Source organism: Burkholderia sp. AU16741, assembly GCF_002223345.1.
Taxonomy (GTDB): Bacteria; Pseudomonadota; Gammaproteobacteria; order Burkholderiales; family Burkholderiaceae; genus Burkholderia; species Burkholderia sola.
Genome location: NZ_NKEZ01000001.1, coordinates 127,753 through 149,558, shown reverse-complemented (window position 1 = coordinate 149,558; position 21,806 = coordinate 127,753). Strand labels below are relative to the sequence as shown.

The following is a 21,806-nucleotide window of genomic DNA, read 5'->3' as shown; positions in this document are numbered from 1 at the left end:
GTGTGGACGGATGAGCCAGCAACCTATCACGTTTGCGGTCTTGAGCGACCTGCACGCCGCCCCAAAAAGCAGCGACCCGAAAGGAACTGAAGTCAAGCTTTATTCTGATGCCGACGGCTTCGGCCAGCACGATAATCCGTTGTCGTCACTCTACGAACTAGTTGGCCGCGAGAGCTTAACCGCCGACTTCGTTATCTGCCCCGGAGATATGACGAACCGAGCCGATGGTGGCGCACTGAAGTTCGTTTGGGAGCAGTTGCATGTATTGAAGCAAAAGTTGGGGGCGCAAGAAGTAATTGCGACGGTCGGCAACCACGATGTCGACTCTCGCGGCCACAACGAAGGAACAATTCCCCGTGAAGCGCTGATGCGCTTGCTGCCGCGATTTCCGATTGCCGATGACGCGCTGGCCGACCACTTCTGGGCTCATGGCTACTTTTTGACGACCATTGGACGGGTACGCTTTTTGGTGCTCAATTCCTCTTGGTTGCATGAGCATCGTGACGAACTGGAGCGCGGTGCGGTTACCGGCTATACCCTCGAGAAACTGCGGCGAGACCTCGATGGGCAGCAAGGCTCAGAGTTCAATGTTGCGGTATGTCACCACCATCCCCACGTGCACAGCGAACTTGACCTTGGTGGCGATATCATGCTCAACGGTCAGAAATTGCTCGATACGTTGTCGAGCAATGGGGCGTGGCTCGTCATTCACGGCCACAAGCATCACCCGAAAATTGAACTCGCTCAAGGCGAGTTTCAGCAACCCGTGGTGCTCGCGTGCGGAAGCTTCTCCGGACGACTCGAGGGTGCAAACGCGTCCGTGTCGCGGAATTATTTTCACTTGGTTCAGGTTGAGCGATTCGGTGTGGACGACGAATTGCGCGGCGTCGTCAAGTCCTGGAATTGGGTCCAAGGCTATGGCTGGAAAGACTATGGCAATGCCAATGTCACTTTCCCAAGCCGCTTGGGATTTGGATTCGAAGGTAGCGTGCAGCAACTTGCACGTGCCGTGGTTGATTCAATGGGTGCGCACCAATTGGTGAAGTGGGACGAGATGCTGAAATTGCAGCCGGACTTGGCTCACCTCACACCGCGCAAATTTATTGCACTGAGCGGCACGCTCAATACGAGGCATAACATTGTCATCACGTGTGACGGTACCGGTCTTCCGTACGAATTCGGGGTGAGGTCAACGTGACAAAAATCGAGCGCGTGAGCCTGTCAATCAATGCCGAGGCATTCAATGCGAAATACCTTGGGCCAGCCGAGGTCGCGAACGGCTTCGTCTATTCTTCACACTTCGAAAGGTTAGCAGGAGACTATCACGCGGTTCTCATAGGGCCGCGAGGTAGCGGGAAGACTACTTTGCTGAAGATGCTGCAGCCAAGCGCGCTCGCAACTTGGACGGGGCCGAAGGCGGATGCCTTCCGGTCTGCGGTCAAGTACAGCGGCGTGTTTATTGCGTCCGATATAAGCTGGTCGAAGCAGCTTAACTCTCTCGGATATGGAAAGCTAAACGAGCAAAACCATCGGACGCTTGTTCTCGCCTGCTTCACTACACACGTGATTCACGCGGTGCTGGAGACAATGGCTGCACGCGCGAATTCAGGCTATACGTACCGTGCAGTCGTGCTCAACAGTGACCAGGAGGCATTGCTGGCTCGAGAGCTTGCCACGGCGCTACGGGTAAAGCCCGAGATTCCGAGTCTTCTGGCCGTCCGTCAATCTCTGCGGAATCGCCTGTCGGACATTCGTTTGCTGGCAAATTCCTGCAGCCTGCTCTCGCACGCACAATGCTCAGAGAAGCTTGCGTTGTTGGACTATCTCCATCTCGACTTCCTTGATATCTGCTCAAATATCTGTGCGAGTTTCAATGAGGCAGTCGGCGAGACTGGGGCGCGGTGGAGCCTTCTGTTTGACGAGCTGGAGACAGCGCCAGATTGGATTGTCGACCAGTTGTTCTCCGCGCTTCGTATGTCGGACCCGCGGCTCTATCTCAAGCTCGCTATTAGTCCGGTATCTGCTACTGCATATAGAGCGCTATTCAAGCAGGACGGCGCTGCTCTCGGTCACGACTATCAGCAAATCCGCCTGTGGTACTCCGACCGTACAGACTCGAAGACTTTCTGTCGTGCGCTGTGGGCTTCCCTAACGCAAAAGCACGGACTGAGAATCACAGCCGAGGAGGCGTTGGGACGCTCGGTGTTCGAGCCGAAAGACAATCGCGGAGTGCGCCGCCGCAGTCCTTACAGTCCAGGTGAGCCTTGGTATAAGGTCTTTACATCCCTTGAGAGGAAGGACCGTTCGTTTTCCAGTTTCCTGAAGCAGAAGAGCATCGACCTATCCGCCGCGGAGAGCCTTTGGGCGAGCAAGAGAGACAGCGTTCTTCGTAAGGCTGCACCTGTCGCGGCAGTTCGTGACTTTTTCTTGCACGAGTCCAAAAAGGGCGAGGTAGCTGCGCGTCAACGAAAGACGCTCGAGCTTTATGCTGGGGCCGACTCGATTTTCGCCATTACGGAGGGCAATCCTCGGTGGTTCATCAGCCTTGTTTCACCACTTATCAACTTTCTTGTCGAAAGTGGTGAGCGAAGAGTTCCTGGGTCCGAACAGGCGAAGGAAATTGACGCCGCGGCCGACCGGATGATTGCGCTTCTAAAGACGATTCCTGTAGAGCACACTGGCGCTCAAGGTGATGAATTGCCGCTGGACGCGCTTTTAGAGGAAATCGGCTCCCGGTTGCATGCCGAGCTTGTCGAGCAGCACTTCAGCATTGACCCAGCACAAAGTTTCATGGTGGACGAAAACGTCTCCGAGCGAACTCAGGCCCTATTGGCTTCTGCGGTAAATCGCGGGGCGGTCATGCTCGTCGATGAGTCATCTTCGAAAGCGATTGTCGGCGAGATGCTCAACGCGAACTTGCGATTGAGTTTCCTGCTCGCGGCAAAATATGGGTTGCTCCTTCGCAAAGGAAAAACTGTCCGCCTCTCGAACCTCCTACCGCGTCGTGAGCGCCAGCCTGAGAGGCAGGGGAACGGGCAAACCCAACTCTCATTTGATATGGATTGAAATGCTCACACTGACTTCGATTCGAAATGTTGAGAGCAAACCTTCGGACGACATCGACGTATTTATCGCCGCATGTGGCTACGAAGGTCGTGCCCGGGCAGCCGCCCGGGAATTTCACGAAACTGCGAAGAAGAGACTAGCCATTGGCTTCGTGTCGCAGCGTGAACTCGAATATGAGACGAACAGAGCATGGTTCGAGAGCGCAGGCTTTGATTTGATTGAGGTCGGTGACGACGCATTTCGAGAAGCGCTCGACCAGTATCTACGCCATCAAGCACGGGACGGCGGCATACGAAAGGTGGAAGTCGATATCTCGTGCTTCAATCGCTTCCGCCTGGCCCATCTAGTTGATGCACTGCGCGCCCTATCAAGTACCGAGGTGACCGTCACATTTCGGTATTCCATCGCTGAATTTACGCCGCCGGTGGAAGACACTGCGCCTACGGTCACAGTGGAGCCCGTCATTCCACAGTTTGCTGGCTGGACAACGCGGCCGGACCGGCCGCCGGCTGCCATCGTGGGCCTTGGCTACGAGCCGAACAAGGCTATTGGAATTGTGGACCATCTGGAAATCAACAACGCCACGTGGGCCTACTATCCGCTCGGGCCAATTCCTGAGTATTACCAGCAAGTCCTAGCGGCAAACCAGTCCTTGCTCGACATCATTCAGGCTGACGGGCGGTGTCAGCCGTATGACCTAAACGAACCTGCTCAACTATTCCACGAGATGAACTCGCTCGTCGATATGTTGAAGCCACACTTCAATGCGGTGCTGATTCCGTTCGGCCCGAAGCTTTTTGCCTTGGTCACGCTCCTGGTCGCCAGCTTGAATGATGACGTTGGGGTCTGGAGGGTAAGCAGCGGTTCGTTGGAGGCACCGGTTAATCGCAAGCCGTCGGGACACATTGTGTCTGTCTCTGTAATTTTTCGCGCAGCACACTGACAGCAATAACCAATTCGTCAGTGGATTGAGTGGCCGGCGTGCCTCTTCACCGCGCCGGCGACAAGAAGCTCATGCTCTGCGTTCAAGCTCCCAGAGCGCGGGTTGGGAGCGATATGCGCCTGACCGGTCCGGAGCGAACACTTCCGGCATGCGCTCGCCTTGTCGCACCATAACGCCTGGAACGTGATGCCCTTGCGCTTTCCAGATGCCGGTTTCCGGGCAAGTCTGGCCTGTACGCACAGTCGTTGCGACGCCACCTTGAAACGCCGGCGCGGTTACCTTTGATGATGCGTCGAAGCTGCGGGCGAAGTCAGCGAGGTCTTTCGGATACAACAGATGTTCACGGAAGGAGCTGTCGTCTAGCTGTAGAAGATATGCGACGGCCGCTGCTTCGACGGCCCAGTAACCGACGTGAGGAGGACGTTCAGTTCGCACGGCTCGTCGCCGATTTAGTCGACGACCTGCATCATCACCCACATGAATTTCACGACGTCGGTGCGCCGACGAACTTCCTCCGTTATGCAACCGAGGTGCTCTTCGCTGGCAACCTCTCCCATTTCGCCCGGCATCTCGGCGTAAGCAAAGGAGCGCTTCACGGGTGGACATCGGGAAAAACGCGCCCGAGCCTCCCGCGTCTGGCGCTCATTGCTTTCTGCTGTGGCGCCGCTATCTCGGACGTGATTCTCGGGAACAAGGTGATGCTGTTCAAACGCCCGGCTCCGGCTCGGCCGACTCAGCTTTGCGTCCGCAAACGGAAGGGGGCTCGCCGACCGCGGAATGAACTTCGGCAGGAGTTTGAGCAGATAGTCGAATCAGGGCGAGCGTCTTCCGCGCGCGAGGCCGCAGACCTATTGGACGTCTCGACCAAATTTCTGCGTTCGCTCTCGCCCACGCTGAACCAGCAACTCGTGGATGCCGGGCAGGAGCGTGTGCGCCGCACCGCAAGGGAATTGGAAGATTTGAAGTTCGACGAGTTTCGGAAATCGTTCGACGCTATTGTCGCGAAACGGGAAAAGCCCGTAAGACGGCGAATACAGCAGGACGTTTTCGACAGGACCGGTTTGAGCTTCCGGTACAAGCAAGCCGGCATCTTCCTTGAGCGAGTGCGTTGCCTTGCAGGCGTCGATGCAAGCAGCGGAGCAGGCGGCCGTAAGAGCGGAGGCGGTCGCAGAGGACCTATCCGTCATTTTGTGGGCGGGGCATATCATGAGAGGTAAAAGTCATGGATATGCCAATGAAGAAGAAACGGCAAACTGTAGCGCGTCAGGCGGCGGCTCGCGGGCCGCTGCCTGAACTGCCCAAGGAACTGCTGGACCAACTGGTCAAGGGGCCGATGACGCCGACCGAGGTCCAGGATTTGATGCTGGCGTTCAACAAAGCAGTCATCGAACGCGCAATGGGCGCCGAGATGAATCTGCATCTGGGCTACCCGTCGGGCCAGTCCAAGCCGGCCGGGCAAGCCAACGAGCGCAACGGCGCCAGCGGCAAGACGGTCATCACCGATCGGGGCCCGGTTCGGGTCGAAGTCCCCCGCGATCGCGACGGCAGCTTCGAGCCGATCCTGATTCCCAAGCATGAGCGCCGCTTCACCGGCTTTGACGAACGCATCATCGCGATGTACGCCCGCGGCATGAGCGTGCGCGAGATTCAGGCGTTTCTGGCCGAGAGCTACGGCACCGAAGTGTCTCCCGACTTCATCAGTTCGGTCACCGACGAGGTGATGGCCGAAGCGCTGAGCTGGCAGAGCCGCCTGCTTGAGACGATGTATCCGGTCGTGTTCTTCGATGCGCTGCGGGTCAAGATCCGCGACGACGGCGTGGTCAGCAACAAGGCCGTCTATCTGGCCTTGGGCATTCAGGCCGACGGCCAGCGCGACGTGCTGGGCCTCTGGATCGAGCAGACCGAGGGAGCCAAGTTCTGGCTCAAGGTGTTCAACGAACTGAAGACGCGCGGCTGCCAGGACATCCTGATCGCCGTGGTCGATGGCCTGAAGGGGCTCACCGAGGCCATCAGCGCGGCCTATCCGCGGACCACCGTTCAGACCTGCATCGTGCACCTGATCCGCAACAGCCTCGAATACGCCAGCTACAAGGACCGCAAGGTGCCCGCCGCAGCGGTGCGCCCCATCTACGCAGCTGCCAGCGAAGAGGCGGCACGGCAGGCGCTGTAAGACTTCGCCGACGGGTCCCGGGGCACGAAGTACCCGATGATCGTGCAGTCCTGGCAACGCGCGTGGGAACACGTCGTGCCGTTCTACGTGTTTCCGCCGGAGATTCGACGGGTCGTTTATACGACAAACGCCATCGAGAGCCTGAACATGCAACTACGCAAGATCATCAAGACCCGCGGTCACTTCCCGAATGACGAGGCGGCCATCAAGCTGCTCTGGCTGGCGCTGCGCAATGTACTGGCCAAGACCGTGCGGTCCGCATTCGACTGGAAATCAGCGATGAACCAGTTTGCTATCCTGTTCGGCGAGCGATTTATGCAGGCGCGTGGATAACGCGTTGTTCAACCGCCTCGCCCACAAAAATGCGGACAGGTTCGTCGCAGACGACGACAGGAAAATCGTCCAGCTATGGACTGATATCTATGGAAAAACAACCAATTCGTGTCGAAAACGACATTAATTGATTAACTCCACACTCTCTAAGTCTTTGTTCTACTGGGAATTCTTGGCGCGCCCGGCTGGGATCGAACCAGCAACCCCTGCCTTCGGAGGGCAGTACTCTATCCATTGAGCTACGGGCGCGTGAGACAGTGAAGCGACCCCATATACAGGCCGCCCACGATTGGCAAGACGGCAAGGATACCCGGTTTCCCAAGACGCGTCCACCTTGCCCGCCGAATCGCCGCCGGACGGCCCTGCGTGCGGGTAAACACGCGCCATCGCGCCGCTCGCCGTGATGTAAACGTTCCGTCTATAATCGTCCGTGCTTCATTGGACTGCCATTTTGCCGTTGCACCGCGCTCACAATTCCTATTCACGGAGACGAGGCAAGCATGAGCGAAGCACCCCACGAATCTCCCGTCAAAACCCCCGGGCAGCTGATTGCCGTCATCATCGCGTCGTTCGCGATCCCGATCGTCCTGATTGTCCTGTTCGCCAATTACGCGAACCATGCGTTCCGTTCCGGCGCCGGCACCGACGCGCTGTCCGACGAGCAGGTCGCCGCCCGTATCGCGCCGATCGCGAAGGTCGACGTGAAGGACGCCAACGCGCCCCGCACGTACAAGACCGGCGAGGAAGTCTACAAGGCCGTCTGCGTGACCTGCCACGGCACCGGCGCCGCCGGCGCGCCGAAGTTCGGCAACAAGGACGACTGGGCGCCGCGCATCTCGCAAGGCTTCGACACGCTGCTGAAGACGGCCCTCGCGGGCAAGGGCGCGATGCCGCCGCGCGGCGGCACGAGCCCCGACGACGTCAGCGACTATGAAATCGCCCGCGCGATCGTCTACATGGCCAACAACGACGGCGCGAACTTCCCCGAACCGGCCGCGCCGGCCGCCAACGCGGCGCAGCCCGCCAGCGGTGCACCCGCGTCGAGCGCCGACGCGTCGAACGCGCAGGCCGCCGCGGCCATGGCCGCGATCGCCGCGATCCCGAAGGCCGGCGAAAAACCCGCAGCCGCCCCGGCCAGCGCCGATGCGGCAACGGCCGGCAAGGCGCTGTACGCGTCGACCTGCCAGGCCTGCCACGCGGCCGGCGTGCTCGGCGCACCGAAGTTCGGCAGCAAGGAAGACTGGGCGCCGCGCCTGAAGGATTCGATGGATACGGTCTACAACTACGCGCTGCACGGCAAGGGCGCGATGCCGCCGAAGGGCGGGTCGAACGCGTCGGATGCCGACGTGAAGGCGGCCGTCGACTACATGGTCAACGCGGCCAAGTAACGCCCCAGCCGGCCATCCGTAAAAAACCCCCGCGGCGCACGCGCATCGCGGGGGTTTCGTTTTGGTGTCGCCGGTTCGTCGCGCGATCGTGCTCGCGGCGGCGCCGCCGCGTCACTTCTGCAACAACGCCTTCAGGCTCGCGAGCCGATCCTTTGGCGACATCGGCGCTTCTTCCGGCGTCGGCGGCGGCGCTTCGTCGAGCCCCATCTCCGGGATGAAGCGCGACGGTTCGCACACGACCGTCTCGCGCGCCCGCTTGCGCTTCTTGCACCAGTTCAGGTGCAGGCTGCGCTGCGCGCGGGTGATCGCGACGTACATCAGCCGGCGCTCCTCCTCGATCCGCTCGTTGTCGATCGGGCCGTCGTCCTCGCTGCCGCCGCGGTGCGGCATGATGCCTTCCTCGACGCCGACCAGGAACACGTGCGGATACTCGAGCCCCTTCGACGCATGGACGGTCGACAGCCGCACGGCGTCCGGATCCTCGTCCTTGCCCTCGAGCATCGACATCAGCGCGACGGTCTGGATCAAGCCGAGCAGGTTCTTGCCCGTGTCGGCGAGGCCGTCCGCGTTGTGGAAACCCTCGGCCTCGCCGTCGACGGCCTCCGTCTCGGGCTTGGTGCCCTTGCGCTTCAGCCATTCGAGGAATTCGAGCACGTTCTGCCACTTCGACTGCGCCTGCCGCTCGTCGAACGCGTCGTACAGGTACGCCTCGTAGTGGATCGCCTCCATCATGTCGTCGAGCACGACGGTCGCGGGCTCCTTGTCCGCGCGCTCGGTCAGGCGCTGGATGAAGTCGCAGAACATCCGCAGCGGCTCGACCTGGCGCGCCGACAGCCGCGCCTCGATCCCGCCCATGTACACGGCCTCGAACAGCGACACCTTCGCCTGCCCCGCGAACGAGCCGAGCGCCTCGAGCGTCGTGTTGCCGATGCCGCGGCGCGGCGTGGTGACCGCGCGGATGAACGCGGGATCGTCGTCGGCGTTCGCGATCAGCCGCAGGTACGCGCACAGATCCTTGATCTCGGCCTTGTCGAAGAACGACTGGCCGCCCGACAGCACGTACGGGATCCGCTCGCGCCGCAGCACCTGCTCGAAGATGCGCGCCTGGAAGTTGCCGCGATACAGGATCGCGTAGTCGCGAAACTGCGCGCGCCGCTCGAACTTGTGCGCGGACAGCCGGAACACGACCGATTCGGCCTCGTGCTCCTCGTCGTTGCACGCCGTGACGGTGATCGAGTCGCCCATCCCGTGCTCGGACCACAGCTTCTTCTCGAACAGCTTCGGGTTGTTCGCGATCACGTTGTTCGCGGCGGTCAGGATCCGCACCGTCGACCGGTAGTTCTGCTCGAGCTTGATCACGTGCAGCTTCGGGAAATCCTTGCCGAGCTGCGCGAGGTTCTCGAGCGTCGCGCCGCGCCAGCCGTAGATCGCCTGGTCGTCGTCGCCGACCGCCGTGAACGCGGCGCGTGGGCCCGCGAGCTGCTTCAGCAACTCGTACTGGCACGCGTTGGTGTCCTGGTATTCGTCGATCAGCAGGTAGCGCAGCTTGTTCTGCCAGCGGTCGCGCACCGGCTCGTTCTTCGCGAACAGCTCGGCCGGCAGGCGGATCAGGTCATCGAAGTCGACCGCCTGGTACGCGTGCAGCGTCGCCACGTAGTTGCGGTAGACCAGCGCGGCCTGGTGCTCGTCCTCGTTGGCCGCGATCGCCATCGCCTCGTCGGGCATGATCAGGCCGTTCTTCCACAGCGAGATGATGCTCTGGATCTTGCGGATCAGCCCCTTGTCGGTCGTGCCGAGCTGCTCCTGGATCATCCCGAAGCAGTCGTCCGAATCCATGATCGAGAACTGCGGCTTCAGCCCGACGTGCTCGGCCTCCTGGCGCAGGATCTGCACACCGAGCGAGTGGAACGTGCAGACGGTGAGCTGGTTGACGGGCACCTTGCGGCCTTCCTTGCCGGGCGTGGTGAGCGTCTTGCCTTCCAGCAGCTTCGACACGCGCTCGCGCATTTCGGCGGCCGCCTTGTTCGTGAACGTGACGGCGGCGATATGGCGCGGCTCGAAGCCTTTCGCTTCGATCAGGTGCGCGATCTTCTGCGTGATCACGCGAGTCTTGCCGCTGCCCGCGCCGGCGAGCACGAGACAGGGACCGTCGAGATAGCGCACCGCTTCATTCTGAGCGGGATTCAGGCCTGCGGACATGATGGCGGATGGTGTTGCTGGTTGACGGCGGAACGCCGGGAGGATGCCGTGCGCGACAGGCTGGCGAAGCAGGCGGACACGCGGGCAGGACGCGCATGTTAACACGTCGGCGGCGCGTATTTCGGGCGCGCCACCTGACGGGCGCGGGCAGGCTTGCCGGGCGGGCGCCCCCTGTCCGTTCGGCGTGGTCGCGCCTGTCCGCTCGGCCAATCTGGCCCCGTCGGCGCCGCGATCGGACACAATACGCACTCCTCCGGCACCACCCGCGCCGGCCCGCTTCAACTCGCCTGAATCGTCACCGAATCGACCTCATGGGATACCCGTTCGCCACTGCCGTCCTCGGCCCGCTGCTGCTCGTGCAGGGGCGCTACGTGCGCCGCGTCACGCCGCGGCTGCCCGAGGCGGCCGGCCCGCGTGAGGGCGTGGCCGGCGACGGCCCGCCGTTGCGCGTGCTGGTGGTTGGCGATTCGGCCGCCGCGGGCGTCGGCGTCGCGACGCAAGACGACGCGCTCAGCGGACAACTGGCGAACGCGCTGGCGGCCACGCATCGCGTGCGCTGGAAACTGCTCGCACGCACCGGCCTGACCACGCGGGAGTTGGTCGACTGGCTCGCCGCCGAGCCGGCCGAGCCGTTCGACGTGGCCGTCACATCGCTCGGCGTCAACGACGTGACGGGCGGCGTGCCGCCCGCACGCTGGCTCGCGCAGCAGGCCGAGCTGGTGCGGCTGCTCGCCGCGCGTTTCCAGGTGGGGCACGCGATCCTGTCGGCAGTGCCGCCGATGGAGCGCTTCCCGGCGCTGCCGCAGCCGCTCGCGTGGTATCTCGGCCTGCGCGCGAAGCGGCTCAACGCGGCGCTCGCCGGCTGGGCCGGCACGCAGCCGGACTGCGCGTTCCTGCGGGTCGACCTGCCGCTCGAACGTCACCTGATGGCCGCCGACGGCTTCCATCCCGGCGCAGCCGGGTGCGCGGCATGGGCTGCGCAGGTGGCGGCGGCCGTGCGGCAGCGGGTGGGCGCATGATGCGGCACGCTCTCCGGCGGCAGGTTGGCCGCCACGGCTCGTCGCACGACGCGCAGCGCCGAAAGCCGCGAACAGAGCCGCGAGCCCCGAGCAGAAAGCCAGCCGGTCGGGCGCCGAGCGTCCGATCCCGCGCGAAATGCCGGCACTCCTTGCGCAGCCGCCGCATCGCTTCGCGCATTTTGCCCGACGCGTCTGTGCAGGCAGCGGCGCCATGCCAAAATAGCCGGTCGTCTTCGCGCCGCTCCGGCGCGCCATCCTTTAGTTTCCTTCGCAGCCAGGAATTGCCATGTCGTCATTGCTCAGGATTGGTTTGATGGGTTTCGGTTTCGCCGGCGCGACGTTCCACGCGCCCGTGATCGCCACGAGCGGCCGCACTGAAGTCGCCGCGATCGCGACGGGTCAGTCCGATCGCGCGCACGCCGCGTATCCGGGCGCGCGCATCGTCCCCGACCTCGACACGCTGCTCGGCCTCGACGATATCGAATGCGTGGTGATCGCCACGCCGAACGACACGCACTTCACGCTCGCGCGCCAGGTGCTCGAAGCGGGCCGCCACGTGGTCGTCGACAAGCCGGTCACGCTCACCGCCGACGAGGCGCTCGCGCTCGCGCGGCTCGCGAACGCGCGCAGCCGGCTGTTCGCGCCGTTCCACAACCGTCGCTGGGACGGCGATTTCCTCACCGTGCGCCGCGTCGTCGAATCGGGCGAGTTGGGCCGCCTCACCTACTTCGCGTCGCACTTCGACCGCTTCCGGCCGACGCCGCGCACGCGCTGGCGCGAGGAACCGGCCCGCGGCGGCGGCCTGCTGCTCGACCTCGGCCCGCACCTGATCGACCAGGCGCTCGCGCTGTTCGGCACGCCGGAAACGGTGAGCGCCACCGTCAAGACGCGCCGCGACAACGGCACGGCGCCCGATTTCGTGCACCTGCTGCTCGGCTATCCGGACAAGGACGTCGCGCTGCATGCAAGCGCGCTGTCGGCGATCGAGCCCGCGCGCTTCACGCTGCACGGCACGCGCGGCAGCTACCAGAAGTTCGGGCTCGACACGCAGGAAGACCAGCTCAAGGCCGGCCTCACCGCGGACGACGTCGAATTCGGCGGCGGCAATCCGCCCGGCCTGCTGCGCGTGCTCGACGGCGACGTCGAGGTCGAGCGTCCGGTGCCGACGCTCGACGGCCAGTACGCGGAGTTCTACCGCGCGCTCGCCGCGTCGATCCGCGACGGCGCGCCGTTCCCGGTCACCCCGCAGGACGCGGTCGACGTGATGACGATCATCGAGCTCGCCGCGCAGAGCGAACACGACGGCCGCCGGGTGCCGTTCGTGCGCCGTATCGTCTGACGGCAGCCGGCCGGTCCGCGCCGACCCGGCCGCCATCCCGCGCCACGCGCCACGCGCCGGGCGGCGGCACCGCGTCCGCCGCCCCGCCGGCCCGGCCCCCAACATTCCGTTACAAATAGTGCGGGAACGAAAGTCAGCGGTCGCCCGGTCTGACGCGTTTCTCAAAAAGTCGATTCGACACTTATCCGTCAGGAGAATGTGATGCAACGGTTGATTCGCGCAGCGGCATGCTGCGTCCTGGTTTCCTCGCTCGCGGCCTGTATCGTGCAGCCGCAGCGGCCGGCCCGGCAGGCGCCTCCACCGCCGCGACCGAATCCGCAGGTCGTCGCGAACGACCGCCTGCAGGAGGTCCAGGGCCGGATCGACAACCTGCATCGCCGGATCGACGCGCGCGTGAACGGCGGCTACTACCCGCCGCCGTATGGCGCCCAGTTGCACCACCGCCTCGACGTGATCCGCCGGGAAGCGAACGACATGTCGGCCCAGCACAACGGCGGCCTGTCCGGCGACGAGCAGCGGGTGCTGAACCAGGAGCTCGACACGGCCGCACGCGCGATCGGCGAGTAACGCGCCGGCGCCTGCCGGCGCGGATGAAGCGGCGGCGCCGGCTGCCGCCGCTTGTCGCGAAGCGACATTCTTTTGCTCAAATTGACAATGCCCACCCGCTCGCGTACAGTCGCCCGCACGCGTCGGGAGAGCGTGTGACCGGGTCGTTGCGACACCGGTTGCGCCGCCGAAGGGGCACACCCGCAAACTCTCAGGCAAAAGGACCGACCGCGTCGGGGAGCACCACGCTCCCCGCACTCTGGAGAGCGGCAGTAGCCCGCAGCGCCTTGGCTGCGCGGGCAAGCTGCCCACCGAAGGGGCGCGCGTTCGCCGGGCTTTGCCCGCAGCGCAATCTCTCAGGTATCGAGGACAGAGGGGCATGTACCGGATCGCTCGAGGCCATCGGCCGCGGCGGTCGGCACATGGCCGTTCTGATCCGCGCGCAAGCGCCTTGCCTGAGGCCTCGATGACTGCACTGAATCACACCCCGCTCAACGCCGCGCACCGCGCGCTCAATGCCCGCATGGTCGACTTCGGCGGCTGGGACATGCCCGTCAACTACGGCTCGCAGATCGAAGAACACGCAGCCGTGCGTACCGACGCCGGCATGTTCGACGTGTCGCACATGTGCGTCGTCGATTTCACCGGCAGCCGCGTGCGCGCGTTCTTCGAACATGCGATCGCGAACCACGTCGGCAAGCTCAAGACGCCCGGCAAGGCGCTCTACTCGTGCCTGCTCAACCCGCAGGGCGGCGTCATCGACGATCTGATCGTCTACTACTTCACCGAGGAATTCTTCCGCGTGGTCGTCAACGCCGGCACCGCCGAGAAAGACATCGCGTGGTTCAACCAGCTGAACGAGCAAGGCGGTTACGGCCTGACGATCGCGCCGCGCCGCGATTTCGCGATCGTCGCCGTGCAGGGCCCGAACGCCCGCGAAAAGGTCTGGGCGACGGTGCCCGCCGCGCGCGCCGCCACCAGCGAGCTCAAGCCGTTCAACGCCGCGCAGGTCGCCGGCACGCCGTTCGGCGATCTCACCGTCGCACGCACCGGCTACACCGGCGAAGACGGCTTCGAAGTGATCGTCCCGGCCGTGCACGTCGAAGCGCTGTGGCATGCCCTCCAGCAAAACGGCGTGCGGCCGTGCGGGCTCGGCGCGCGCGACACGCTGCGCCTCGAGGCCGGCATGAACCTGTACGGCCAGGACATGGACGACACCGTCTCCCCGCTCGACGCGGGCCTCGCGTGGACGGTCGACCTCACCGCGCCGCGCGACTTCGTCGGCCGCGCCGCGCTGGAAGCCAATGGCACACGCGCCGCGTTCGTCGGCCTGATCCTGCAAAAGGAAAACGGCAAGGCGGGCGGCGTGCTGCGCGCGCACCAGAAGGTCGTCACGCCGCACGGCGAAGGCGAGATCACGAGCGGCACGTTCTCGCCGTCGATGCAGGAATCGATCGCGTTCGCGCGCGTGCCGGCGGCCGTCCAGATCGGCGACACCGTCCAGGTGCAAATTCGTGACAAGAATCTTCCCGCGCGCGTGGTAAAACTGCCGTTCGTGCGCAACGGCAAGGTCCTCGCTGCGTAACGACCGGGAGGCGGCCGGCGCCGCTTCCCGGCCTGCCGGGAGATGGCGCCCGGCGCAACCCCATCCGGCGCACCATGGCGGCGCGCCAGCAAAACGAACACACCCTTTTATCCAGGAGCATCCGATGAGCAACGTCCCGGCCGATCTGAAATACACCGACGAACACGAGTGGATCCGCACCGAGGCGGACGGCACGCTGACGGTCGGCATCACCGATCACGCGCAGAGCACGCTCGGCGACATCGTCTTCCTCGAGCTGCCCGAAGTCGGCAAGTCGGTGAACGCGGGCGACGCCGTCGGCGTCGTCGAATCGGTGAAGGCCGCATCCGACATCTACTCGCCGGTGTCCGGCGAGATCGTCGCCATCAACGAAGCCGCCACCGACTCGCCGGAAGACGTGAACGGCGACGCATACGGCGTGTGGCTCTTCAAGATCAAGCTCGCGGCCGGCGCATCGACCGACAAGCTGATCGACGCCGACGCCTACAGCAAGCTGATCGACTAATTTCCCTACCCGAACCGCGCGGCGCCGGCCTCGGCCCGCGCGGGACCAGAGTCACGCCATGAAGCTCGAACACCCGGACCGCCTGATGAACCGCACGCCCCTCTCGCTCGCCGCGCTCGAAACGCACGACGCGTTCGCCGAACGCCACATCGGCCCCGACGCCGCCAGCCAGCAGGCCATGCTCGACACGCTCGGCTTCGCGTCGCGCGCCGCGCTGATCGACGCCGTGATCCCGGCCTCGATCCGCCGCGCCGAAACGCTGCCGCTCGGCCCGTTCGCGCAGCCGAAGAGCGAGGCCGAAGCGCTCGCCGCGCTGCGTGCGCTCGCGGACAAGAACCAGGTGTTCCGCTCGTATATCGGCCAGGGGTATCACGACACGCACACACCGGCCGTGATCCTGCGCAACGTGCTCGAAAACCCGGCGTGGTACACGGCCTACACGCCGTACCAGCCCGAAATTTCCCAGGGCCGCCTCGAGGCGCTCCTGAACTTCCAGCAGATGGTCGCCGACCTCACGGGCCTCGCGATCTCGAACGCATCGCTGCTCGACGAAGCCACCGCCGCGGCCGAAGCGATGACGCTGCTGCAGCGCACCGGCAAGCCGAAGTCGAACGTGTTCTACGTCGCCGACGACGTGCTGCCGCAAACCCTCGAAGTGATCCGCACGCGCGCGCTGCCGATCGGCATCGACGTGAAGACGGGCCCGGCCGCCGAAGCAGCTCAAGCGAACGCGTTCGGCGTGCTGCTGCAGTACCCGGGCGTGAACGGCGACGTGCGCGACTACCGCGCGCTCACCGACGCGATCCACGCGGCCGGCGGCCACGTGGTCGTCGCAGCCGACCTGCTCGCGCTGACCGTGCTGACGCCGCCCGGCGAATGGGGCGCGGACGTCGCGATCGGCAACACGCAGCGCTTCGGCGTGCCGATGGGCTTCGGCGGCCCGCACGCCGCCTACATGGCCGTGCGCGACGAATTCAAGCGCCAGATGCCGGGCCGCCTCGTCGGCGTGACGGTCGACGCGCAGGGCAAGCCCGCGCTGCGCCTCGCGCTGCAGACGCGCGAACAGCACATCCGCCGCGAGAAGGCGACGTCGAACGTGTGTACCGCGCAAGCGCTGCTCGCGATCATGGCCAGCATGTACGCGGTCTACCACGGCCCGCACGGCCTGAAGACGATCGCGCTGCGCGTGAACCGCATCGCGGCGCTGTTCGCCGCCGGCGTGAAGCAGCTCGGCTTCGCGACCGTCAACGACACGTTCTTCGACACGGTGACGATCGACACCGGCGCGCGCACCGCGCAGGTCCACGAATTCGCGAAGGCCAGGCGCATCAACCTGCGCCGCGTGAGCGACACGCAAGTCGGCGTATCGGTCGACGAAACGACGACGCGCGACGACCTCGCCGATCTCCTCGACGTGTTCGCGCAGGCCGCGGGCGGCACCGCGCCGGCCGTCGACGCGCTGGACTCGGGCCTCGGCGGCGTCGCCGCGCTGCCGGCCGGCCTCGAGCGCACGAGCGCGTACCTGACGCACCACGTGTTCAACCGCCACCATTCCGAAACCGAAATGCTGCGCTACCTGCGCAGCCTGTCGGACAAGGATCTCGCGCTCGACCGCTCGATGATCCCGCTCGGCTCGTGCACGATGAAGCTGAACGCGACGTCGGAAATGCTGCCGGTCACGTGGCCCGAATTCGGCGGCATCCACCCGTTCGCGCCGGCCGAGCAGACCGTCGGCTACCGTGAAATGATCGACCAGCTCGAGCAGATGCTCGTCGCGGCCACCGGCTACGCGGCCGTGTCGCTGCAGCCGAACGCGGGCTCGCAGGGCGAGTACGCGGGGCTGCTGATCATCCACGCGTACCACGCATCGCGCGGCGAAGGCCATCGCGACGTGTGCCTGATCCCGGCATCCGCGCACGGCACGAACCCGGCGTCCGCGCACATGGCCGGCATGAAGGTCGTGGTCGTCGCGTGCGACGCGCAGGGCAACGTCGACATCGCCGACCTGAAGGCGAAGGCCGAGCAGCATTCGGCGAACCTCGCGGCGATCATGATCACGTATCCGTCGACGCACGGCGTGTTCGAGCAGAACGTCCGCGAGATCTGCGAGATCGTCCACGCGCACGGCGGCCAGGTGTACGTCGACGGCGCGAACATGAACGCGATGGTCGGCCTGACCGCGCCGGGCCAGTTCGGCGGCGACGTGTCGCACCTGAACCTGCACAAGACCTTCTGCATCCCGCACGGCGGCGGCGGCCCGGGCGTCGGCCCGGTCGCGGTCGGCGCGCACCTCGCGAAATTCCTGCCGAACCAGCGTTCGACCGGCTACGCCCGTGCGGAAGACGGCATCGGCGCGGTGTCGGCCGCGCCGTACGGCTCGGCGTCGATCCTGCCGATCTCGTGGATGTACATCGCGATGATGGGCGCGAAGAACCTGACCGCCGCGACCGAAACCGCGATCCTCAACGCGAACTACATCGCGAAGCGCCTCGCGCCGCACTACCCGGTGCTGTATTCGGGCCCGGGCGGACTGGTCGCGCACGAGTGCATTCTCGACCTGCGTCCGATCAAGGAAACGAGCGGCATCAGCGTCGACGACGTCGCGAAGCGCCTGATGGACTACGGCTTCCACGCGCCGACGATGAGCTTCCCGGTGCCGGGCACGCTGATGGTCGAGCCGACCGAGTCGGAATCGCAGGAAGAACTCGACCGCTTCATCGCCGCGATGATCGCGATCCGCGAGGAAATCCGCGCGGTCGAGGAAGGCCGCGCCGATCGCGAGGACAACCCGCTGCGTCACGCGCCGCACACGGCGGCCGTCGTCACCGCGAACGAATGGCCGCACGCGTATTCGCGCGAGCAGGCCGCGTACCCGGTCGCGTCGCTCGGCACGAACAAGTACTGGCCGCCGGTCGGCCGCGCGGACAACGCGTACGGCGACCGCAACCTGTTCTGCTCGTGCGTGCCGATGTCGGACTACGCATAACGCGCCTCGCACCGGAGCATCCGCCGTGACCCCACCGCACGCAGCCACCGGTTGCGTGCGGTTTTTACGTTCGCCTCCCGGCCAACCGTTTCACGCTCGCCCGCCAATCCGGCTAACATCACACGCGATCCAGCCAATGAAGGAGTTCCGCATGGTGCGTCCGATGTTTCCGGGCCATGGTGCAACGACGCGGCGGCCGCGCCCGCGCGCAGGCCGCTACGTGCCGATGCTCGTCGCATCGCTGTCGCTGGCCGCCGCCGGCCTCGGCCTGTCCGGCAGTGCGCGCGCGGCGATGAATTTCTGCGCGGCGCCGGCGCTGCAGTCGAGCGAGACGACGCACGCCGAGCCGGGTGTGCAGGCGCTGATCCGCAGCGTCGACGCGCGCATCGGCGAGCAGCCGAAGGCAATGGCGCGCGTGCACACCGAGGGCACGCTGCCGCATGAAGGCATCTACGACCAGAGCGAAGCCGCGCTCAAGGACATGGAGCTGATGCGCGATGCGGCGCTCGCGTGGCGCGTGACGAACGCGCCGCGCTACCTGCAGCTCGTCGACCGCTTCCTGTCCGCGTGGGTCTCCACCTACCAGCCGAGCTTCAACCCGATCGACGAGACGCGCTTCGAGAGCCTGATCGTCGCGTACGACATGACCGCGAGCGCGCTGCCGGTGAAGACGCGCAACGCGACGGCCGCGTTCATCGCGAAGCTCGGCGCCGGCTACGTCGCACGGGTCGACGCGCAGAAGCGCCCGCTCACCGGCACGTGGCGCAACAACTGGCAGAGCCACCGGATCAAGCTGATCGTGCTGTCCGCGTTCACGCTCGGCGACCGCAAGATGATGAACGCCGCGCAACGGCTGTTCGTCGAGCATCTCGCCGACAACATCGGGCCGGACGGCAAGACCTGGGATTTCGAGGAACGCGACGCGCTGCATTACGCGGTCTACGATCTGCAGCCGCTCGTGACGGCCGCGCTCGCCGCGCGCCGTTTCAACCGCAACTGGCTGCGCGAGCGCGGCGCGAACGGCGCGACGCTCGAGGCCGCGCTCGACTGGCTCGTGCCGTATGCCCTCGGCGAGAAAACCCACGAGGAATTCGTGAATTCGCCGGTGCCGTTCGACGCGAAGCGCCGCGAGGCCGGCTTGCCGGGCTACACGGGGCAGTGGGACCCGAAAAACGCCACCGAACTCTTTCATCTGGCCGCGCGGCTCGACGGGCGCTATGCCCGCGTCGCGCAGCAGCTTTCCCCAACGCCGCCCGCCTGGCTCGCCGCGTGCCTGCCATTGCAGGCGCGCTAGCACCATTCTTATAACAAGGCAGGTATCGAAATGGCAGTCAGCGTGTTTGACCTCTTCAAGATCGGCATCGGTCCGTCCAGTTCGCACACGGTCGGACCGATGCGCGCGGCGCTGATGTTCGTCCAGGGCCTCGAGCGCGACGGGCTGCTCGACGCGACGGCCCACGTGAAGGTCGAGCTGTACGGGTCGCTCGGCGCCACCGGCAAGGGCCACGGCACCGACCGCGGCGTGATGCTCGGCCTGCTCGGCGACGCGCCCGACACCGTCGATCCCGACACGATCGACGCGCGGCTGGAAGCCATCCGCAAGACGAAGCAACTCGCGCTGCTCGGCACGCATCCGGTGCCGTTCGTACTGAAGGAGAACATCGCGTTCTACCGCCAGGCGCTGCCCGAACATCCGAACGGGATGAAGCTGCGCGCGAGCGACGCGAACGGCGCGGTGCTGGTCGAGCGCACCTATCTGTCGGTCGGCGGCGGCTTCGTCGTGACGGCCGGCGCGCCGAACACCAAGGTGCTGAGCGCGGCCGAGCAGATGACGCACCCGTTTCGCACCGGCGCGGAGCTGCTCGCGCTGACCGCGTCGACCGGCAAGTCGATCGCGCAGCTGATGTGGGAAAACGAGCGCGCGTGGCATACCGACGAGGAAACGCGCGACGGCCTGCTGAAGATCTGGGCCGTGATGCAGTCGTGCGTGTCGCGCGGCTGCGGGATCGGCAATCCCGACGCCGACGGCAACCTGCCCGGCCCGTTCCAGGTCAAGCGCCGCGCGCCGCAGCTGTACCGCACGCTGACGGGCAGCCCTGAGCGCGCGCTGCAGGATCCGCTGTCGATGATCGACTGGATCAACCTGTACGCGATCGCGGTCAACGAGGAAAACGCGGCCGGCGGCCGCGTCGTCACCGCGCCGACCAACGGCGCGGCCGGCATCATCCCGGCCGTGCTGCACTACTACACGCGCTTCACGCCGGGCGCGAACGAACAGGGCGTGATCGACTTCCTGCTGACGGCCGCCGCGATCGGCATCCTGTACAAGCTCAACGCGTCGATCTCGGGCGCGGAAGTGGGCTGCCAGGGCGAAGTGGGGGTGGCCTGCTCGATGGCGGCCGGCGCGCTCGCGGCCGTGCTCGGCGGCACGCCGCAGCAGGTCGAGAACGCGGCCGAGATCGGGATGGAACACAACCTCGGCCTGACCTGCGACCCGGTGGGCGGGATGGTGCAGATCCCGTGCATCGAACGCAACGCGATGGCGTCGGTGAAGGCCGTCAACGCGGCGCGCATGGCGCTGCGCGGCGACGGCTCGCACTACGTGTCGCTCGACTCCGTGATCAAGACGATGCGCGAGACGGGCGCCGACATGAAGACCAAGTACAAGGAAACGTCGCGCGGCGGGCTGGCGGTGAATATCGTCGAGTGCTGATGCGGAAGCCGGCGGCGGCGCGGGGCCGCCCGATACCCTGCTTTGCCGCCGGACCTGGCGCCCGACGCTAGTCGTTCAGCCAGTTCTCCAGTCGCACCCCCGGATAGCTGACGAAATCCCGCTCGTTGTTGGTCACCAGGACGACATCGAGCGACACCGCATGCGCGGCGATCAGTTTGTCGAGGTGATCCTTCTTCCGCTCGCGGGTGGCCTCCCGGACCGGACCATACGCTTGGGCTGCCGCGACGTCGAAAGGCGCGACGGGGATATCCTCGATCAACGCAGCGAGATGGCGGCGCTCCCGGGCAGGCCTCGCGCATGCGGTCACGCCGTATTCGAGCTCAGCATAGGTGATCGCCGACATGACGACGTCGCCCGTGTAACACTGCGCAAACCGTCTCGCGACCTGCTCCGGCTGATTTTTCATCAGATAGATGCACATGTTGGTGTCGAGCATGAAGCGCGGCATCACAAACCCTCGCGTTCGGCCTGCTCGTGGTCGCCACGCCCTTCTGTCATGAAGTCGGGCCCGAATTTCGCGAACTTCTCCAGTACCTGAGTCAAAGGCCGCCGCATCGGCCGAATGCGGATTTCGTCACCGACGCGTTCGATTTCCAGTTCGATATCGCTGCGCTCATAGGCAAGGTCCGCAGGAATACGCACAGCCTGCGAGTTGCCGTTCCGAAATACCCTCGTGGTATGCATGTCGATCTCCGACCGGATGTACATTGTATGTACATTATCCGATGCGGGCCGAGATGTAAATCCATGTGTGTACATAAGCCTCCATGGCATTCCGCTCGACGCGTCAGCATCAACGCTACTGCTGAACGCCGACATGCGATTCAGCGTCCGGCTGAACATCCGTAGCGCTCACTTTCCCCTGTCGCACTAGCGTGCACAAGCTGGCCGTTCAGCCAATCGAAGCCGACGCGCCCTCGCCGCCCCCTCAGCGTTCCGACACTTTTCAGCGGCCGGCGTACCGGCGCCGGCCAACCGGCGTAAGCTGTACGT

The 21,806-nt window shown here is 65.1% G+C and carries 17 protein-coding genes, 1 tRNA gene, 1 pseudogene and 2 riboswitches; of the genes and pseudogenes, 13 read left to right on the top strand and 6 right to left on the bottom strand.

The features are described from left to right. Positions 1-10: 10 nt before the first annotated feature. From CFB89_RS00705 to CFB89_RS00695, 3 genes are read left to right on the top strand one after another with little or no spacing between them, the layout of a single operon-like run. A complete protein-coding gene (locus CFB89_RS00705; RefSeq protein ID WP_089466359.1) occupies positions 11-1,198 on the top strand; it encodes a metallophosphoesterase in 1,188 nt (395 codons plus the stop codon). Further along, positions 1,195-3,066, top strand: coding sequence for a hypothetical protein (locus CFB89_RS00700; protein ID WP_089466358.1), 1,872 nt, complete (start codon positions 1,195-1,197; stop codon positions 3,064-3,066). Before CFB89_RS00705 ends, CFB89_RS00700 begins: the two co-directional genes overlap by 4 nt. A gap of 1 nt (position 3,067) precedes the next feature. Beyond that, on the top strand, positions 3,068-4,009 hold the full coding sequence (locus tag CFB89_RS00695) for a hypothetical protein (RefSeq protein ID WP_089466357.1): 942 nt from the start codon (positions 3,068-3,070) through the stop codon (positions 4,007-4,009). A 69-nt stretch (positions 4,010-4,078) separates the two neighbouring features. Here CFB89_RS00695 and CFB89_RS00690 read toward each other — a convergent pair whose 3' ends face one another. Together CFB89_RS00690 and CFB89_RS35195 are read right to left on the bottom strand one after the other, a co-directional pair. Then, on the bottom strand, positions 4,079-4,444 hold the full coding sequence (locus CFB89_RS00690; protein ID WP_256979543.1) for a DUF1911 domain-containing protein: 366 nt from the start codon (positions 4,442-4,444) through the stop codon (positions 4,079-4,081). 14 nt (positions 4,445-4,458) lie between these two features. Next, positions 4,459-4,605: a hypothetical protein gene (locus CFB89_RS35195; protein WP_254213985.1), complete on the bottom strand. Its 147-nt coding sequence runs from the start codon at positions 4,603-4,605 to the stop codon at positions 4,459-4,461. A gap of 632 nt (positions 4,606-5,237) precedes the next feature. On the opposite strand from CFB89_RS35195, the pseudogene CFB89_RS00680 reads away from it, so the two are divergent. Then, a pseudogene (locus CFB89_RS00680) lies at positions 5,238-6,512 on the top strand (IS256-like element ISBcen18 family transposase). A 173-nt stretch (positions 6,513-6,685) separates the two neighbouring features. Here CFB89_RS00680 and CFB89_RS00675 read toward each other — a convergent pair. Next, positions 6,686-6,761, bottom strand: a tRNA-Arg gene (locus CFB89_RS00675). A gap of 251 nt (positions 6,762-7,012) precedes the next feature. On the opposite strand from CFB89_RS00675, the gene CFB89_RS00670 reads away from it, so the two are divergent. Continuing rightward, positions 7,013-7,900 carry a cytochrome c5 family protein gene (locus tag CFB89_RS00670; protein ID WP_089466354.1) on the top strand — a complete coding sequence of 296 codons (888 nt, stop codon included), beginning with the start codon at positions 7,013-7,015 and terminating at the stop codon, positions 7,898-7,900. A gap of 111 nt (positions 7,901-8,011) precedes the next feature. Here the strand turns inward: CFB89_RS00670 and CFB89_RS00665 are convergent, their stop codons facing one another. Continuing rightward, positions 8,012-10,099 (bottom strand): UvrD-helicase domain-containing protein, encoded by a 2,088-nt coding sequence (locus CFB89_RS00665; RefSeq protein WP_089466353.1) that lies wholly within the window; start codon positions 10,097-10,099, stop codon positions 8,012-8,014. Positions 10,100-10,410: 311 nt separating this feature from the next. Here CFB89_RS00665 and CFB89_RS00660 point away from each other — a divergent pair, with 311 nt between their 5' ends. The 8 genes from CFB89_RS00660 (at position 10,411) to CFB89_RS00625 (ending at position 20,792) form a co-directional block, all read left to right on the top strand. Continuing rightward, complete coding sequence (locus CFB89_RS00660; protein ID WP_089466352.1) at positions 10,411-11,118, top strand: SGNH/GDSL hydrolase family protein; 708 nt, start codon at positions 10,411-10,413, stop codon at positions 11,116-11,118. A gap of 286 nt (positions 11,119-11,404) precedes the next feature. After that, the gene (locus tag CFB89_RS00655) at positions 11,405-12,457 is read left to right on the top strand and encodes an oxidoreductase (protein ID WP_089466351.1); all 1,053 of its coding nucleotides are present in this window, start codon (positions 11,405-11,407) and stop codon (positions 12,455-12,457) included. A 201-nt stretch (positions 12,458-12,658) separates the two neighbouring features. After that, positions 12,659-13,024: a hypothetical protein gene (locus tag CFB89_RS00650; RefSeq protein ID WP_089466350.1), complete on the top strand. Its 366-nt coding sequence runs from the start codon at positions 12,659-12,661 to the stop codon at positions 13,022-13,024. Between the two features lie 113 nt (positions 13,025-13,137). Then, positions 13,138-13,241: riboswitch (glycine riboswitch) on the top strand. Positions 13,242-13,252: 11 nt separating this feature from the next. Further along, positions 13,253-13,386, top strand: a riboswitch (glycine riboswitch). Positions 13,387-13,469: 83 nt separating this feature from the next. Then, a complete protein-coding gene (gene gcvT / locus CFB89_RS00645; RefSeq protein WP_089466349.1) occupies positions 13,470-14,588 on the top strand; it encodes a glycine cleavage system aminomethyltransferase GcvT in 1,119 nt (372 codons plus the stop codon). A gap of 124 nt (positions 14,589-14,712) precedes the next feature. Continuing rightward, complete coding sequence (gene gcvH, locus CFB89_RS00640; protein ID WP_089466348.1) at positions 14,713-15,093, top strand: glycine cleavage system protein GcvH; 381 nt, start codon at positions 14,713-14,715, stop codon at positions 15,091-15,093. 58 nt (positions 15,094-15,151) lie between these two features. Further along, entirely contained in the window at positions 15,152-18,079 is a 2,928-nt protein-coding gene (gcvP, locus tag CFB89_RS00635; protein WP_089466347.1) for an aminomethyl-transferring glycine dehydrogenase, read from the top strand. A 151-nt stretch (positions 18,080-18,230) separates the two neighbouring features. Further along, positions 18,231-19,373 (top strand): alginate lyase family protein, encoded by a 1,143-nt coding sequence (locus CFB89_RS00630; RefSeq protein ID WP_089466446.1) that lies wholly within the window; start codon positions 18,231-18,233, stop codon positions 19,371-19,373. 30 nt (positions 19,374-19,403) lie between these two features. After that, on the top strand, positions 19,404-20,792 hold the full coding sequence (locus CFB89_RS00625; protein ID WP_089466346.1) for an L-serine ammonia-lyase: 1,389 nt from the start codon (positions 19,404-19,406) through the stop codon (positions 20,790-20,792). 67 nt (positions 20,793-20,859) lie between these two features. Here CFB89_RS00625 and CFB89_RS00620 read toward each other — a convergent pair whose 3' ends face one another. Together CFB89_RS00620 and vapB are read right to left on the bottom strand one after the other, a co-directional pair. Then, a complete protein-coding gene (locus tag CFB89_RS00620) occupies positions 20,860-21,261 on the bottom strand; it encodes a type II toxin-antitoxin system VapC family toxin (RefSeq protein ID WP_089466345.1) in 402 nt (133 codons plus the stop codon). After that, positions 21,261-21,497, bottom strand: a complete 237-nt coding sequence (gene vapB, locus CFB89_RS00615; protein ID WP_012327630.1) for a type II toxin-antitoxin system VapB family antitoxin — start codon at positions 21,495-21,497, stop codon at positions 21,261-21,263. Before vapB ends, CFB89_RS00620 begins: the two co-directional genes overlap by 1 nt. Positions 21,498-21,806 lie beyond the last annotated feature (309 nt).